The sequence below is a fragment of the Streptomyces aidingensis genome (assembly GCF_900112355.1).
GTDB classification, from domain to species: Bacteria; Actinomycetota; Actinomycetes; order Streptomycetales; family Streptomycetaceae; genus Streptomyces; species Streptomyces aidingensis.
Genome location: NZ_FOLM01000002.1, coordinates 118368 through 134365 on the forward strand (window position 1 = coordinate 118368; position 15998 = coordinate 134365).

General features: G+C 74.9%; 12 protein-coding genes. 7 read left to right on the plus strand and 5 right to left on the minus strand.

All coding sequences use genetic code 11. From position 1 onward, the window contains the following. Positions 1 to 70 precede the first annotated feature (70 nt). The 3 genes from BM242_RS05105 to BM242_RS05115 all read right to left on the minus strand — a co-directional run bounded on the left by BM242_RS05105 (position 71) and on the right by BM242_RS05115 (position 4520). Positions 71 to 2656 carry an ABC transporter permease gene (locus BM242_RS05105; RefSeq protein WP_093837451.1) on the minus strand — a complete coding sequence of 862 codons (2586 nt, stop codon included), beginning with the start codon at positions 2654 to 2656 and terminating at the stop codon, positions 71 to 73. After that, positions 2653 to 3438 (minus strand): ABC transporter ATP-binding protein, encoded by a 786-nt coding sequence (locus tag BM242_RS05110; protein WP_093837452.1) that lies wholly within the window; start codon positions 3436 to 3438, stop codon positions 2653 to 2655. Before BM242_RS05110 ends, BM242_RS05105 begins: the two co-directional genes overlap by 4 nt. A 419-nt stretch (positions 3439 to 3857) precedes the next feature. Beyond that, complete coding sequence (locus tag BM242_RS05115) at positions 3858 to 4520, minus strand: DUF4352 domain-containing protein (RefSeq protein WP_139238265.1); 663 nt, start codon at positions 4518 to 4520, stop codon at positions 3858 to 3860. Between the two features lie 428 nt (positions 4521 to 4948). Between BM242_RS05115 and BM242_RS05120 the strand changes: the two genes are divergently transcribed. The 3 genes from BM242_RS05120 (at position 4949) to BM242_RS05130 (ending at position 8126) form a co-directional block, all read left to right on the plus strand. Then, entirely contained in the window at positions 4949 to 6253 is a 1305-nt protein-coding gene (locus BM242_RS05120) for a DUF6716 putative glycosyltransferase (RefSeq protein WP_093837454.1), read from the plus strand. A gap of 242 nt (positions 6254 to 6495) precedes the next feature. Continuing rightward, positions 6496 to 7134: a SurA N-terminal domain-containing protein gene (locus BM242_RS05125; protein ID WP_093837455.1), complete on the plus strand. Its 639-nt coding sequence runs from the start codon at positions 6496 to 6498 to the stop codon at positions 7132 to 7134. Continuing rightward, positions 7131 to 8126 carry a nucleoside triphosphate pyrophosphohydrolase gene (locus tag BM242_RS05130; RefSeq protein WP_093837456.1) on the plus strand — a complete coding sequence of 332 codons (996 nt, stop codon included), beginning with the start codon at positions 7131 to 7133 and terminating at the stop codon, positions 8124 to 8126. The genes BM242_RS05125 and BM242_RS05130 overlap by 4 nt, the downstream gene beginning before the upstream one ends. Before the next feature lie 28 nt (positions 8127 to 8154). Here the strand turns inward: BM242_RS05130 and BM242_RS31020 are convergent, their stop codons facing one another. Further along, entirely contained in the window at positions 8155 to 9261 is a 1107-nt protein-coding gene (locus BM242_RS31020) for an SUKH-3 domain-containing protein (RefSeq protein WP_342746939.1), read from the minus strand. A 127-nt stretch (positions 9262 to 9388) separates the two neighbouring features. On the opposite strand from BM242_RS31020, the gene BM242_RS05145 reads away from it, so the two are divergent. Both BM242_RS05145 and BM242_RS05150 read left to right on the plus strand, forming a co-directional pair. Then, complete coding sequence (locus tag BM242_RS05145) at positions 9389 to 10366, plus strand: HNH endonuclease (RefSeq protein ID WP_093837457.1); 978 nt, start codon at positions 9389 to 9391, stop codon at positions 10364 to 10366. Positions 10367 to 10374: 8 nt separating this feature from the next. After that, positions 10375 to 12642: an SUKH-4 family immunity protein gene (locus BM242_RS05150; RefSeq protein ID WP_093837458.1), complete on the plus strand. Its 2268-nt coding sequence runs from the start codon at positions 10375 to 10377 to the stop codon at positions 12640 to 12642. Positions 12643 to 12687: 45 nt separating this feature from the next. Here the strand turns inward: BM242_RS05150 and BM242_RS05155 are convergent, their stop codons facing one another. After that, positions 12688 to 13077 (minus strand): YciI family protein, encoded by a 390-nt coding sequence (locus BM242_RS05155; protein ID WP_093837459.1) that lies wholly within the window; start codon positions 13075 to 13077, stop codon positions 12688 to 12690. Between the two features lie 261 nt (positions 13078 to 13338). Between BM242_RS05155 and BM242_RS05160 the strand changes: the two genes are divergently transcribed. Both BM242_RS05160 and glmU read left to right on the plus strand, forming a co-directional pair. Continuing rightward, the gene (locus tag BM242_RS05160) at positions 13339 to 14346 is read left to right on the plus strand and encodes a coiled-coil domain-containing protein (RefSeq protein ID WP_093837460.1); all 1008 of its coding nucleotides are present in this window, start codon (positions 13339 to 13341) and stop codon (positions 14344 to 14346) included. Positions 14347 to 14497: 151 nt separating this feature from the next. After that, a complete protein-coding gene (gene glmU / locus BM242_RS05165) occupies positions 14498 to 15973 on the plus strand; it encodes a bifunctional UDP-N-acetylglucosamine diphosphorylase/glucosamine-1-phosphate N-acetyltransferase GlmU (protein WP_093837461.1) in 1476 nt (491 codons plus the stop codon). The last annotated feature ends 25 nt before the right edge of the window (positions 15974 to 15998 follow it).

Genomic DNA, 15998 nt, shown 5'->3' on the forward strand with positions numbered 1-15998 from the left:
GCGGGTCCGTCTGCGGGATTGTTCGAGAGATTCCGAGAGATTCCGAGATACCGAGAGATACCGTCCGGGCTCACTCGGTGGCGATGGCCTGGAGAATGTTCATCCGCGCGGCCCGCCGGGCCGGCAGCACCGCCGCCAGCCGGCCGACGATCGCGGCACCCAGGAAGACCGCGATGATCGTCACCCACGGAATCGCCAGGACCTCCATGCCCTCCAGGGCGAGAAGCTGCTGCGCCGCGCCGCCCCAGGCCAGCCCCAGGGCCACCCCGAGCACCGTGCCGAACAGGGCGATCACCACCGACTCCAGCCGGACCATCTTCCGCAGCTGGCTGCGGCCCAGCCCGATCGCCCGCATCAGCCCGATCTCCTGGGTGCGCTCCACCACGGCCAGCGCCAGCGTGTTGATCACGCCCAGGATGGCCACGATGATCGCCAGCGCCAGCAGCCCGTACACCATGTACAGGAGCTGTCCGACCTGCTGCTGGATCAGTTCCTTGTAGTCGGCCTGGTCGCGCACCTCCATCTGCGGGTGCGCCTCCAGGGCGCTCTCCAGGGACGCCCGGGCCTGGTCGGCCTGGCCCGGCTCGGCCAGCGCGAACATGCCCCACGGCAGCGGCATCTGCTCCGGCTCCAGCACCGAGGCGGCGGTCTCCTCGCCCAGGAAGGCACCCGGGGCGTCGAACGACGGCGCCTCGGAGATCGCCCGCAGCGTGACGGTGACCGGCCCGGAGGAGTCCTCGATGTCCAGGGTGAGCTGGTCGCCCACGGCCAGACCGTGCTCCTCGGCGAGGTCCGCGGGCAACGCGATGCCGCCCGCCCGCAGCGCCTCGGACATGTCGCCCGCGACCACCGGGGTGTCCATCATCTCCGGGTAGCCGGGAGTGGTCAGACCCAGGTTCTGGTCGAAGGAGGCGTCGTCCGCGGTGGTGAGAGTGGCCTCCACCTCGCTGACCGCCACCACCGAGGACAGATGGTCCGCGGACCGCACCGCCTCGGCCGCCTCCGGCAGGATCGGCATCCAGTTGGCCGTCTGGATGATGTAGTCCGCACCCAGCGACTCGTCGATCTCCTCGGTCGCCGAGGCCACCATCGAGGTGCCCACCACGGACAGCCCGGCCACCAGTGCCAGCCCGATCATCAGCGCCGACGCCGTGGCCCCGGTGCGCCGCGGATTGCGCAGCGCGTTGCGCTCCGCCATCCGCCCGATGGAGCCGAAGCCGCGCAGCAGCACCGCGCTCAGCGCCCGCAGCACCAGCCCCACCAGGGCCGGGGCGGACAGCACCAGGCCGATCAGGGTCAGCGTCACGCCCAGCGCCAGCCACATCCCGCCGGTGCCCGCGCTGGAGGCGCCGCCGGCCGCCACCAGCGCGCCGAGGCCCAGCACCAGCATGGCCAGACCCACGATGGTGCGCAGCCGGCCGGCCCGCACATCGCCCGGGTTGCCGGCCTCGCGCAGCGCGTCCATCGGGGTCACCCGGGCGGCACGGCGAGCCGGGAGCCAGGCTGCCAGCAGGGTCACCGTGACACCGACCACCATGCCGATCACCGGCACCGAGACGCCGATGGTCAGATCGTCGGTGGAGAGGTTCATGCCCAGCGCGCCCATCAGCGCCATCAGGCCGACCGCGATGCCCAGCCCGGCGGCGAAGCCCAGCACCGAGCCCACCACACCGAGCAGCAGCGCCTCGATCAGCACCGAGCGGTAGACCTGCTTGCGGCTGGCCCCGATGGCCCGCATCAGCCCGATCTCCCGGGTGCGCTGCGCGACCAGCATGGTGAAGGTGTTGACGATCAGGAAGATGCCGACGAGCAGCGAGATGCCGGCGAAGCCGAGCAGCACGTACTGGAGGAAGTCGAAGACCCCCGCGATCTCACTGCGGTTGTCCTCGATGTACTCGTCGGCGGTCCGGATCTGGTAGTCCTCGGTGCCCAGCGCCGCGGCCACCCGCTCCTTGAGCTCCGCGTCGCCGACCCCGGGCGCGGCGTCCACGGCCAGCTCGGTGTAGGCGTCGTCGGCGCCGAGCAGGATCTGCTGGGCGGCCGAGGGCTCGAAGTACAGGATCGCGGCGCCGGGGTTGGTGATGGTGAAGTCGACGATGCCGGTGATGGTCAGCGAGTGGTCGCCGGTGACCGAGATCACCCGCAGCTCCTCGCCGATCTCCAGGTTCTTGTTGTCGGCGGTGGCGCTGTCCACCATGACCTCGCCCGGACCGGCGGGCGCGGTGCCGCGGGCCACCTCGGCGGTGCGCAGCTCCAGCTCGGTCCAGCCGACACCCACGGTGGGGGCGCCCGTGGTGGGGCCGATGTTCTCGTTGTCCGAGTCCACCGCCACGATGGACTCCGAGGCCACCACACCGGTGACCTCGGCCACCCCTTCCACACCGCGGATCTGCTCGGCGGCCGAGGCCGGCACGGTGTCCGGGCGGCCGGTGAGGCTGACGTCGTCGAAGCCGCCCTCGCCCTCCTCCTGGGCGGGGCCCACCATGACGTTGGACGCGCTCTCGGTGAACAGCCGGTCGAAGGTGGCCTGCATGGTGGAGGTGAAGACCAGCGTTCCGCAGACAAAGGCGACGGAGATCAGCACCGCCAGCCCGGAGAGGATCATGCGTCCCTTGTGCGCGACAAAGTTGCGCAGGGAGGTGCGTACCACGGTCATGAGGTGCGCCCCTGGGAGTCGAAGCCGCGCATCCGGTCCAGCACCTTGTCCGCGGTGGGGTCGGCCATCTCGTCCACGATCCGGCCGTCGGCCAGGAAGACCACCCGGTCCGCGTAGGCGGCGGCCACCGGGTCATGGGTGACCATCACCACGGTCTGGCCCAGCTCGTCCACCGAGCGGCGCAGGAAGCCGAGGATCTCCGCGCCGGCCCGGGAGTCCAGGTTGCCGGTGGGCTCGTCGCCGAACATGATCTGCGGCTTGCTCGCCAGCGCCCGGGCCACCGCCACCCGCTGCTGCTGGCCGCCGGAGAGCTCGGACGGCCGGTGACTGAGCCGGTCGGCCAGGCCCACCGTGCTGATCACATGGTCCAGCCACTTCTGGTCCGGCTTGCGGCCGGCGATGTCCATGGGAAGCGTGATGTTCTCGATCGCGTTGAGCGTGGGCAGCAGATTGAACGCCTGGAAGATGAATCCGACGTTGTCCCGCCGCAACTGGGTGAGCTGCTTCTCCCGCAGCCCGGTGAGCTCGGTCTCGCCGATCCAGACCCGGCCGGCGGTCACGCTGTCCAGACCGGCCAGGCAGTGCATCAGGGTGGACTTGCCGGAGCCGGACGGCCCCATGATCGCGGTGAAGGCGCCGCGCGCGATCTCCACGCTCACCTCGTCCAGCGCCAGGACCCTGGTGTCGCCCTCCCCGTACGCCTTGGTCACGCGCTCGGCGCGCGCGGCAACGGCCGTCCCTCCGCCGCCCCCGGTACCCGGTTCCGCTACCGCCGTGGTCACAACTGACTCCTCGATCGAAAATCTGATCCGGTTCTTATCCCGAAGGTAGGGAGCGGCGGCCCTCCCGGTCGTCGCCCCCGAGAACGAACCCGGCGGCGGCGGTGTCCGCAGAAAGTCGCACGGTCCCCTAAGGGGCCTCATTCCGCAGGATGGGGGGCGGCGCCGCGGCAGGCGCAAGCCGAAGTACGGCAAACCGGTACGGCCCCCGGCGAACGGCACGGTCCGCTTGCCGTGGCGGGGCGGCGGGCTCATCCTCCGGTCTGACCCCCGGTCCCCCGCGGGGCGGGTGACGGCGGACGGCGGACGGCGGAAAAAGCCGGCAGCGGACAGCACAAGGCGGCGGCGCCCGGTGCCCACCCCCGCGGGACACTGGACGCCGCCGTGCGGACCGGCAGCCGCCGGCCGGTTTCCCGGCCGGATCAGAGCCGGAGGTTCCAGTACGCCGGATCGAGATCGATGTCCAGCGGATCCACCGTGACATCGATGAAGTCCGCGCCCTCGGGCACATCGAAGGCGACTTCGCCGGTGAAGGTGCGGCCCGGCTTCAGGGTGCCCTGCGGCTCGGCGGCCAGCTCGCCGTCGAAGATCTCCGGCGCCTCCACCCCCGCGTCGCCGGCCCGCGCCGAGAACAGGAAGATGATCTCGGTCTCCTCGGCGCCGTTGTTGGTGACCGTCACGGTCGTCTTGCAGGGGGTCCCGGTGTACTCCACATAGTCGGCCGGGGTATAGGGCTCGGCGGCGGAGAGGGTGACCTCCAGACCGTTCGGGTAGCGGTGCGTCTCCCCCGCGGCGAGGAAGCCCTCGTCCGCCTCGGCGGGCGCGTCCTCCCCGCCGCCGTCCCCGGCCTCGTCGCCGCCGCCGTCCCCGCCGCCGTCCCCGGCGCCGTCGCCGCCGTCCCCTCCGTCGGCGGCGCCGTCGTCTCCCCCGTCGGCGTCCGGCTGCTGCGACGAGCCTTCTCCCGCGTCCGGCGGCAACGGTTCCTCACAGGCGGTCAGCCCGCCCAGCGCCAGTACCGCCGCCGCGACGGCCCCCGCGACCGCCGTCGTGCGCCGTCCCCGGCCGGTGGCCCGCTGCACTCTCATCTCGTCCTCTCCCCTTCCGGATGCGGTGCCGGACCCCCCGTGCGGACCCGGCGATCCCATGGCAGCAGCCCGCCCGCGGCCCCGGCCAGGGGCGGCGGCGAGCTGTTGCCCCGCCGGGACGAAGTCACGACCGGACGGCCGATTTCCGGACCGCCCGGTGAACGCGCCACCCCGCCGGTCCGCCGGGAACACCCACTGACCTGCCCGGTTGACCCACGGGCCAGCTCTGCGTCACCGTTGGTCAACACGGCGGCAAACACGGCGCGGCCGGCGGCGGACATCCCCGCCGGAGCAGCCCCGCGGCGCCGGCCGTCCCCGTCGAGGCGGTCCCGCGGCGGTCCGGCCGGCCCGGTCCCGGGGGCCTCTCGGCTTCGTCACAGCATCGCAACCGGGCACCGGTCCCGGTCCCAGTGAAGGACACTCAACGCATGGGAAGCGCCAGGCCACGCGCCGTCGTATTCGCCGACTCCGACAGCCGCTGGAAGTGGGCCGCGATGACCGCCCGGCAGATCGCGCCGGACCACGCCGTCGACGCGCGGTTCCTGCGCGGCGACTCCATGCCCTCGCAGCGCCAGATCGACGAGGTCGGCATCGTGCCCGACACCAGCAGGGTGGTCAGCCTGCCGGAGCTGGTGACGGAGCCCGGCCTGGCGGAGGCGGACCTGCTGGTGCTGGGCGTCACCGGCGGCAGCGTGCTGGCCGTGATCCACGCGCTGGGCACCGCCTGGCGGGAGCGGGAGCACCGCCCGGTGGTGGTCACCGGCTATGTCGGGGTGGTCTACGAGAACGTGGTGGACGGCGCCGTCCTGCGGGTCGGCGCGGACATCGTGCTGGCCAACAGCGCCGCCGACGCCGACACGCTCCGCGACATCTACGCGGGCGTGGGCGCCGATCCCAAGGCCGTGGTGGAGAGCGCGCTGCCGTACCTGGGCGGCAAGCGCTACGACCCGGAGGCCTGGCGGCGCGGGGAGCGGCCGTTCACGGTCTGCTTCGCGGTGCAGCCCTCGGTCCCGGCCTCCCGCGAGGAACGCGTCGGCATCCTGGCGAAGGCCGCCCGGCACGCCCGGCTGCACCCGGACCGGGAGGTGCTGATCAAGCTGCGCAACCGGCCCGGCGAGGGGGTCACCCACACCGAGGCGTACTCCTACGAGGAACTGTTCGGGCAGCTCGCCGACCCGCCGGCCAATCTGAAGCTGCTGTACGGCGAGATGGGCGGGGTACTGGACCGCACCGACCTGCTGGTCACGGTCAGCTCCACGGCCGCCATGGAGGCCATCCACCGGTCCATCCCCACCGGCATCCTCACCGACTTCGGCATCCGCGAGGCGCACGGCAACCACTTCTTCGTCTCCTCCGGCCTGCTCACCTCCTGGCAGGAGCTGGACGAGGGCAGGCTGCCGACGGTGGCCCCGGGCTGGGCCGAGCAGCACGGGCTCACCGGCCAGGACCCCTACCGGGAGGCCCGGGACCGGTACGCGGCGCTGCGCGGCTGCGCACTGCCGCCGCTGCGCCCCTGGTACACGCCGGAGCGGCACGGCGACTACCTCGGGAACGTGGTGCCGCGGCGCGGCATCGGGCTGGACGGGCTGCCGCTGGCGGCCGGGGACCCGGCGGGGGGCCGGCCGGGCGGGCGGCGGTGGCCGGGGCGGCTGCTGCGGCGCGGCGCGGGCCGGGTCTACCGGCTGGCGCGCCGCAGGCTGGGGCCGGCCCTGCGGCGGCTGGCCGAGGACTGAGCGGCGCGGGCCCGGGTACCGCGGCGGCGCGGGTGCCGGGCCGGGCCGGGCCGGGTGACAAAAACCCGGGCCCGTTCGTTGTCACCATGGCGGTCCCGGTTTCCCCCGCCGGGGCCGCCACCCGTACCGTTGGCACAGCCGCCTCGAACGAATGACCACGAAGCAGTGGTCACCGGCCGCGCCCGCTGCCTAAGATCGCGGCGAGCCGCCCATGCCCACGCCCACCCCGCCGGAGGGTCCCAGTGAAGCGCCGCACGTCCGCCCTCTCCCTGTCCGCCGCAGCCGCCGTGCTGCTGACGGCACCGATGCTGACCGGCTGCTCCACGGACAGCCACCCGGGCGCCGCCGCCGTGGTCGGGGACGAGGTCATCTCCATCGCCGAGGTGCAGGACTACGTCCAGGAGGTGCGGGACGGCCAGCTCGCGCAGCCGGACGCCGAGCAGTCGCTGGCCGAGTCCAGCTCGCTGACCCGGAGCATCGTGCACCAGCAGGTGTTCAACGCCCTGGTGAAGGCCGCCGCCGAGGACGCCGGGATCGAGGTCACCACCCGGGAGGTGCAGGACCAGCGGGCGCTGACCGAGGAGCAGCTCGGCGGCCCGGAGGCGCTCGACGAGGCGGCGATCGCCGAGTTCATCGCGCCCAGCAAGGTGGACGACACCTTCCGCAGCGCCCTCTACCAGGACAAGCTGTGGCGCCACTACGGCAACGACGACGCACGGATCACGGCCGCGCTCAAGGAGGCCGCGACCGAGGTCGGCGTCACGCTCAATCCCCGCTACGGGGACTGGGACGAGGAGCAGTTCGCCATCACCGAGCCGGACACCCCGTGGCTGAACACGCTGGCGGAGGAGCCGGGCGTCCCGGAGGCCCTCCCCGAGTGAGCGCCCCCGCCCCGCCCCGGCCCGCGCCGGCCGCCGGCCGGATCGTTCTGCTGACCACCAGCCACCGGGTGGCGCCCGGACTGCTGTCCTGGGCCGCCTGGCAGGAGCTGCGCGGCGCGGACCGGGTGCTGTGCCGGGACGCCGGGCATCCGCAGCTTCCCTTTCTGGCGCAGGCCGGGGTGGCGGTGGAGCTCACCGCGCCCGGGGAGCTGCCCGCCGCCCGCGAACTGGCCGGATACTGCGCGGACGGCCGCACGGTGGTGGTGCTGGCGGCCGGCGAGGGCGAGTCCCGGCTGACCGACGGGCTGGCGGCGCTGGCGGGTTCCGGGCGGCAGGCGGCGGTGCCCGAGCTGGAGCTGCTGCCCGGCTCCTGGGATCTGCCCGGCGCCCGGCTGCTGGATCTGGTGCAGGTGATGGACCGCATCCGCGCCGAGTGTCCCTGGTCTTCCCGCCGCACCCACGCCGACCTGGCCAAATACGGGCTGGAGGAGGCGTATGAGCTGGTCGAGGCGATCGAGACGGGCAATCGCGCGGAGCTGCGCGAGGAACTGGGCGATGTGCTGCTCCAGGTGATCTTCCACGCCCGCATCGCCGAGGAGGACGGCGACGAACCGTTCTCCGTCGACGATGTCGCGGCCACCATCGTGGCCAAGCTGATCCATCGCCATCCGCATGTGTTCGGCGACGCCGAGGCCGAGACCCCGCAGGACGTCAAGGAGCACTGGCTGCGCACCAAGGCGGCGGAGAAGCGCCGCGCCTCGGTGACGGACGGGGTGCCGCTGGACCAGCCCGCGCTGGCGCTGGCCGCCAAGCTGGTGAGCCGGGCGCGCGGCGCCGGGCTGCCGGTGGAGCTTCCCGCGGGCGAGGGCATCGGCTACCGGCTGCTGGCGCTGGCCGCCGAGGCCGAGGCGGCCGGCGTCGACCCGGAGACCGCGCTGCGCGCCGCCACCCGCGCCTACCGCGACGCCATCCGCCGCACCGAAACCGCCTGAGCCGCCGCGCCGCGCCCGCCGGCACCGCTCACCGGGCCTCGGCCGGTCCGCCGGCCGCTCCGTCGCGGGCGTCCCCGGGCGGGCCCGGCGGCGGGCCGAGGCGGTGCGGGCGGGCGCCGGTGAGCAGGACGGTCAGCGCGGAGCGGACATCCGGGCCGAGAAACCAGTCCCCGCTGTGGTCCAGGCAGTACACCCGGCCCTCCCGGTCCACGGCCAGCAGCGCCCCGTCGCAGCCCGCCTCGTCCCCGTCACCGTCCCCGGCACGGGCCCCGGCACCGGCCCCGTCCGCCGGCAGTCCGGTCGCGCCCAGCGGGCTCAGCACGGTGCCCAGCGCCCGCCCCAGATCGCCCAGGGTGCGCGGCCAGTGCCGGCCCAGCATCGGGTCCAGCACCACCGGCACCGGCACATGCACCGCGCCCGGCCCGGTGGGCAGCAGCCGCAGCCCGCCGTACTCGGCCCAGGCCGCCCGCGCGGCCGGTGTCACGGTGTGCCGGTGGCCCAGCGGCGAGCGGTGTGCGGCCAGTTCGCGGCTCCACCGCTCGGCCTCCACCGCCGCCCGGTCCGGCCGCTCCGGCCACCGGCCGGCCCCGGCCGGCGCGGCCGGTGCCGCCGCACCGCCGCCGGCGGTCCCCCGGGCCCCGCCGGTGGGCAGCCGCAGCGCCGTGGTCGCCTCCGAGGACGGCGCCACGCTGCGCAGCCCGAAGTGCGCGAGCAGGGTGGTGCACACATGGCAGTGCCGGGCGTACGCGCCGTGCCGCGGATCGCCCTCCTCCCGGATGTGCCGGGTGGTGATCCGGGCCCGCCGCAGCGCGGCCCGCGCCTCCTGCACGGTGCGCGCGCCCGCTTCCGTGATCCGCCGGGAGATCAGCACCGTCTCCGGGCAGCGGCCGGCATGGCGCTCCGAGCGGTCGCTGCCCAGCGACTCCAGCACCGCCCGGACCAGCGGATGCGGCTGTGGCGCGGGGCCGGATCGGTGGGCCGTGGCGGTCAGTGTCCCGGCCCCCGGCTGGGACAGTGCCGCGGCCAGGGTCGGCAGAATGCCGTCCCGGCGGCGGCGCAGCACCGGCGTGGCCGGACGCGCCCAGCCCAGCCGGGGATCATGCTTCGGCCGGCTGTCGTCGGAAATGGCATACATCGCGGTGGTTCCTCCCCCGTACGGTCCGCGAGCCCGCCCCCGGTCAGCATTCCACAAGCTGTCGGTGGAAACCGGGACCCCATAGGCTGTGCGCAACCAGCAAGCATCAGCAGGGGGCCAGACAGCCATGACGACAGGTCGGCTCGGGCAGCGGCACACCGCGCCACCCAACCGGGCCTACGCCGGGCAGGTCGTGCAGTTTCCAGACCCGGTGCGCGCCGCCCGCTACCCGGGCGGGGTCCGGGTGGACGCGGACGGCTACCCGGACTTCGGCCCGTACGCCCGCGCCGCGGCCGAGATCGCCGAGCCGCCCGAGGGCTTCGGCGTGGACGAGCTCCGGCTGACCGACTACGTCTCGGCCAATGCCGCGCTGCACGCCTCCGGCCACGAACTGTGGGCCAGCCTGCCCCCGGTCGCCACCCCGCACGGCTGGACCTGGCACCACGTGCCGGACAGCCGCCGCCTGGAGCTGGTCCCGGTCGAGGTCAAGGCGCTGCTGCGGCACCACGGCGGGGTCGCCACCGCCGCCGTGGACCACGACAAGCGCGGCACCCGCCCGCTGGCCGAGACCAGGCCCGTGCACTTCCCGGTGCCGCACTCCGGCGCGGTGCGCGAGGAGCGGCTGGCCGCCGCCGAGGAGAAGCTGGGCTACCGGCTGCCCGAGTCCTACCGGTCCTTCCTCAAGGCGGCGGGCGGTTCGGCGCCCAAGGGCGTGGCCCTCGACGCCGAGCTGGGCCTGCTGATCGACCAGCCCTTCTTCACGCTGCGCGAGGAAGCCGCGGTCAACGATCTCGTGTACATCAACAAGTGCCTGCGGGACCATCTCACCAAGGACTACCTGGGCATCGCCTTCGTCCAGGGCGGGCTGCTGGCGCTGAAGGTGAAGGGCCCGGAGGCCGGCGCGGTCCGGCTGTGCGCCTTCGACGACTTCCGGGACCGTGACGGGCTTCCGGTCGAGGAGCGCGTCAACACCCTGCTGCTGCCCTGCGGAGCGGATTTCGACGAGTTCCTGCTGCGGCTGGCGGGCAATCCGCCGGAGCTGGAGACGGTGGCCAGGCTGATGGTGGACGGCGGTTTCGCCCACGCCGTCCCGGTGGGGAGGTGAGGGGCCCGATGGTGACGTTCGCACAGGCCCAGGAGCGCGCCGAGCGCTGGGTGAACGGCCCGGCGTCCGCGACGGCGCCGCGCGAGGTGCGCATCCGCGAATTCGATCTGGGCTTCGTCGCCTGGGCGGAGGACCGGGAGGGCAACCCGGCCAGCGGCGGCCGGCTGGTGATCGCCCGGGACAGCGGGGAGACCACGCTCTGGCCGGCGCTGCCGGTGAACGAGGTCATCCAGGCGTACCAGGCGGAGTACGGGACGCCGCCGGGCGGCGCGCCGGCCGCCCCGGAGCCCCCGCAGCGGGTGGATCTGGAGGCGACCTCCTTCCTGCTGACCCCGCCGGAGTGGCTTCAGGAGGCCGCGGACCGGGCCGGTGTCCCGGATCACCGCGCGCCGGCCGCGGACCGCGGCGGCGCCGCCGACGGCGGGGCCCCCGCGCCCGCGGCCGGGCCGCCCGAGCCGGCGCCCGCCGCGCCCGCCGCCGGCTCCCCGTGGGGCGGTTTCACCGACACCTCCGGCAGCGCCTCGGACGATGCCTCGGTGGCCCCGCCGATGACGGTGATCTCCCCGCCCGTACCGGAGCGGGACGAACCCTCCGCCGGCGGCGCCGCCGACCCGGAGGCCCGCACGGCCGTGCTGCCGCAGGGCAGTTCGCTGCCGAAGACCCAGCTCGCCCCCTCGGTCGGGCCGCAGCCGCCCGGCCGGCCGCCGGGCGCGGGGGCCGAACCCGGCATCCCGCCGCCCGGCGCCCCGGGTGCCCGGCCGCCCGCCCCGTCCTCCGGCGGGGCGGCCGACCTGGCCGACGCCGACACCGCCAAGGCCGCCCCGCCGCCGCGCGGAAGCGGCCCGGTGCCGCCCCCGCCGCCGCCCGCGCCCGGCACACCCGCGGCGGGCACCGGCGGCGGGGGGACGGGGAGCCCTCCCGCGGCCGACGACCACGGCAGCGGATACATCCCGACCCGGATGGTCCCCGCCGACGAGATCCAGGCCCAGGTGCTCGGCCGGCGGCCCGGCGGGGCCGGCCCGGCCACGCCGCCGCCGCCCGGCCCGCCGAACCCCTCGCAGGGCGGCGGGGTGCACCAGGCGGCCACCGTGCTGGCCTCCTCCGGCTCCGGCATCGGCCCGGTGGCGCCCACCCCGCCGGGCGCCCCCGGCGCCCCCGGCGCTCCGGGTGTTCCCGGCGCCCCCGGCGGGGCGCACACCCCGCCTCCCCCGCCCGCCCCCGGGCCCGGCGGCCATGGCGGCGGCTACGGCTACCCCGGCGGCCCGGGCGGCTACGGCTATCCGCAGGCGCAGCCCGCCGTGCCGATGGTCGGCTCCGGCTACATGGCGGTGCTGCGCTACCGCGGCCCGGACGGCTCGGAGCAGCGGCTGATCCGCCGCTCCGCCCCCGGTCTGCCGCACCCCGAGTGGCAGCTCTACCACGAGCTCAACGCGATGGGGGTGCCGCCGCAGCAGGTCATCGAGCTGTACACCGAGCTCCAGTGCTGCGAGCTGCCCGGCGGCTACTGCGCCCGGCTGGTGCGCGAGACCTGGCCGCAGGCGCGCACCACCCACACCGCCCCGTACGGCACCGACTACGGCTCCCGCCAGGCGGGGGTGCGGCATCTGGTGGAGCACGCCGACGAGCTGGAGCAGTACGCGGACGGCCCGCCGCGCGCCGCCCCGGTGCGGGCGCCGCTGCCGCAGCAGCCGTCCGCCCCGGCGGTCGGCCTGGACGTGATCGGGCAGGAGCTGGCCGCCGCGTTCGGCCCGCAGGGCGTGTTCCGCTACGACCAGCAGTCGGTCTCCCGGCAGGGAGTTCCGGACATCGTGGCGCAGACCCTGGTGTGGTCCGGGGTGCCGCTGATGCTGCCGCCGTTCTTCTGGGCGCAGGCGCAGCCGGGCCGGCCGATACCGACGCTGGCCGAGCTGGCCGCCGAGCGGCACATCATGCCGGCCGCGGACGCCGGCTCGTATCTGGTGCTGGGCAACGACTTCGGCCGGCAGTTGTGCGTGCAGTACGGCACGGCCTATGTGGTGGCCGTGCCGCTGGAGGGCGGTCCGGGCGGACAGCCGGCGGTGCCGCAGTTCGTCAACGCCTCGGTGCCGCAGTTCGCGCGCTCCATGGCGCTGCTGGGGCGCATGTGGCCGCTGCGCTACGGGCTCAACCCGGAGCAGGCGGGCCGGTGGACCACGGACTTCCAGAACCAGCTCGGCTCGCTGGACGCGCAGGCCGTCGCCGACCCCGAGTCCTGGTGGTCCGTCCTTCTCGAACAGATGTGGGACGGGCTGCTCTGAGCCGTCGCCGCGGCCCCGTCCCCCGGGGCCGCGGCGTCCGGCCGGTCAGGCCTCGGGGGCCTGGCCGACCGGGCGGATCTCGACGGGCTGCCGGGTCGGCCTGCCGCCCGGTCCGGGGCAGGTGGAGATGCGCAGCGCGATCTCCACGGCCCGCTCCTTGCCGGCCACATCGACCAGCCAGTAGCCCACCAGCACCTCCTTGCTCTCCGGGTACGGGCCGTCGGTCACCACCGGGCCGTCGTTCTCGCCGCCGAAGGCGCAGGCGAGGGTGATCTCATCGGTCAGGCCCTGGCCGTCCACCCACTCGCCCGAGTCCGTGAGGTCCTTGTCCAGGGCGTGCATGAAGTCGACCATGGCCCGGATGTCCTCCTTGTCCCACGTGGCGACCTCGCCGAAGGCCGACACCGGGGCGTTCATCAGCAGCATGTACTTCATCGCTTTGGCTCCTTGGCAGTGGTGGCGCTACCGTTCCGAGCGCCTTGCACGGGAGACGTCGGAGCCGGCCGCCCGGCTTCGACATCCGGCCACGGGTTCCCGGATATTCTTCCCGCGCCCCTTCCCGCCCCGGCGGGAGAGGATCTTGGCCGGAAATGTGGTGGCGCGCGGCGGATCTCCGGCCGAGGTACATACCGGGCGGAAGCGTCCTGCATGCTGGAAGCGGTTCACCCGCCTCCGGTCCGCCGAAGGAGCCCCGCGTTGACTCCCAAGCCCCCCTCCAGCTCCCCGTTCGGATTCGTCCCGGCCCGCCGCGGCTACCGCCCCTCGCAGGTGGACGCCCGGGTGTCGGCGCTGCTCGACGCCCGCGACCGGGCACTGGACCGGCTGGCCGCGCTCAGCGTCCGCGAGGAGGAGCTGCGCCGGGCGGTGGAGCGGCTGACCGCGCAGGCCGCGGCGCTGCCGCCGCCCTCCTTCGAGTCGCTGGGCGAGCGGGCCCTTCAGTTGCTGGCGGAGACCGAGGCCCAGGCCGCCGAGCTGCTGGCGGAGACGGAGGCGGCCGGGCAGCGGATACGCGAGCAGGCCGAGGAGGAGGGCCGGGCGCTGCGCGACGCGGCGCGCGAGCGGGCCCGGCAGCGCCACGAGGAGGCCCGCAAGGCGGCCGACGCGGTGCTGGACGAGGCGCAGCGGCAGGCGGCGGCGCTGCTGGACGACGCCCGGCGGACCGCGGCCCGGCTGCGCGAGGAGGCGCGGGAGCGCCTGGCGGAGGTGGCGCGCCGCTGCGACGCCCTGCTGGCCGGGCAGCGCGAGGAGCACGCGGCCCGCGAGCGGTCCTTCCAGGAGCGGCAGGACGCGGAGGAGCGGGAGACCGAGGAGCGGATCGCGCGGCTGATGACGGGCGCGGAGGAACTGCTGGCCGGCGCCCGGGAGACGCTGGCGCTGGCCGAGGAGGAGGCCCGCAACCGGGAGGAGGACGCCCGGGCCCGGGGCGAGGAACTGCTCGCCCGGGCGCGGCTGGGTCAGGACCGGATCGAGCGGGAGACGGACCGGCTGCTGCGCGAGCACCGCGCGGAGACCGAGGAGATCCGGGCGCAGCTGAGGCACGTCCGCCTCAGCCTGGCCGCCCTCACCGGCCGCTCCCTGCCCCAGGACAGCCAGGACGACCAGGACGACCAGGACGACCAGAACGGGCGGAACGAGCGGAACGGGCAGGACGGGCAGCCGGTCCGGGAGACCGCCGCCGGACCCGTCCGCGGAACCGCCACCTGAGCCGGGCCGGCCGCCACGCCCCCGCCGCGGCACGGCCGGCGGGCGGCGCGGCGGTCAGCGGGTAGGGTTCGGGACATCGGCAGGTGCCGGTGGTGCCGGGGAGGAACGCCGCCGGCACAGCACCCGTTCACGCATCGAAGGGCACGTTCACGTGAGCTCCATCCGCCCGGCCGCCGTCCTCGTCCTCGCCGCGGGTGAGGGCACCCGCATGAAGTCGGCCAAGCCCAAGGTTCTGCACGAGATCTGCGGTCGCTCACTGCTCGGTCATGTGGTCGCGGCGGCCCGCGGGCTGTCCCCCGAGAATCTGGTGGTGGTGGTCGGCCACGGCCGGGAGGCGGTCACCGCGCATCTGGCGGCCGTCGACCCGCAGGCCCGGGTGGCCGTCCAGGAGCGGCAGAACGGCACCGGCCACGCCGCCCGCGCCGCCCTGGCCGCGCTGGCCGAGGACGGCCGCGGCGTGTCCGGCACCGTCCTGGTGGTGTGCGGCGACACCCCGCTGCTCACCGCGGAGACCCTGGGCGGCCTGGCCGGCGCGCACACCGCGGACGGCAACGCGGTCACCGTGCTCACCGCCGAGGTGCCCGATGCCACCGGCTACGGCCGGATCGTCAGGGACGAGAGCGGCGCGGTCACCGCGATCGTGGAGCACCGCGACGCCACCGAGCGGCAGCTCGCCCTGCGCGAGATCAACTCCGGGGTGTTCGCCTTCGACGGCAAGCTGCTGGCCGAGGCGCTGAACCGGATCGGCACCGACAACAGCCAGGGCGAGGAGTACCTCACCGATGTGCTGGGCATCCTGCGCGCCCAGGGCCACCGGGTGGGCGCCTGCCGGGCCGCCGACCACCGGGAGATCGCCGGCATCAACAACCGCGTGCAGCTCGCCCAGGCCCGGCGGATGCTCAACGACCGGCTGCTGGAGCGGGCCATGCTGGCCGGGGTCACCGTGGTCGATCCGGCGTCCACCTGGATCGACGCCATGGTGGGGTACGAGCCCGACGCCGTGGTGCACCCCGGCACCCAGCTGCTGGGCACCACCCGCCTCGGGGCGGGTGCCGAGGTGGGCCCCAACTGCCGCCTCACCGACACCGCGGTGGGCCCGGGCGCCACCGTGACCAACACCGTGGCGGACGGCGCCCGGATCGGGCCGGACGCCGTGGTCGGCCCGTTCGCCTATCTCCGTCCCGGTACCGAGCTGGGCGCCGGGGCCAAGGCCGGCACCTATGTGGAGATGAAGAACGCGGTGCTCGGCGACGGTTCCAAGGTGCCGCATCTGAGCTATGTGGGGGACGCCACCATCGGCGACCACACCAATATCGGCGCGGCAACGGTGTTCGTGAATTACGACGGCGAACACAAGCACCACACCACCATCGGCTCGCACTGCCGCACCGGCTCGGACAATATGTTTGTGGCTCCGGTCACGGTGGGGGACGGTGCCTACACCGCCGCCGGCTCGGTGATCACCCGGGACGTCCCGCCCGGCTCGCTGGCCGTCGCCCGAGGCCAGCAAAGGAATATCGAGGGCTGGGTGGCCCGCAGGCGCCCCGGTTCGGCAGCCGCCAGGGCCGCCGAGGAGGCCCGGCGGGCGGCGGACGACGCGGCCGGGAAGGGCTCCTCGGCGGACTGACCGGTACGCGACGCGTGGTGGTGGC

Bases quoted from the DNA above. Each gene is read 5' to 3' on its own strand.
- BM242_RS05115 (WP_139238265.1), bottom strand. From the start codon at position 4,520: ATGAGAGTGCAGCGGGCCACCGGCCGGGGACGGCGCACGACGGCGGTC.
- BM242_RS05105 (WP_093837451.1), bottom strand. From the start codon at position 2,656: ATGACCGTGGTACGCACCTCCCTGCGCAACTTTGTCGCGCACAAGGGA.
- BM242_RS05145 (WP_093837457.1), top strand. From the start codon at position 9,389: ATGACGACAGGTCGGCTCGGGCAGCGGCACACCGCGCCACCCAACCGG.
- BM242_RS05150 (WP_093837458.1), top strand. From the start codon at position 10,375: ATGGTGACGTTCGCACAGGCCCAGGAGCGCGCCGAGCGCTGGGTGAAC.
- BM242_RS05155 (WP_093837459.1), bottom strand. From the start codon at position 13,077: ATGAAGTACATGCTGCTGATGAACGCCCCGGTGTCGGCCTTCGGCGAG.
- BM242_RS05120 (WP_093837454.1), top strand. From the start codon at position 4,949: ATGGGAAGCGCCAGGCCACGCGCCGTCGTATTCGCCGACTCCGACAGC.
- BM242_RS31020 (WP_342746939.1), bottom strand. From the start codon at position 9,261: ATGTATGCCATTTCCGACGACAGCCGGCCGAAGCATGATCCCCGGCTG.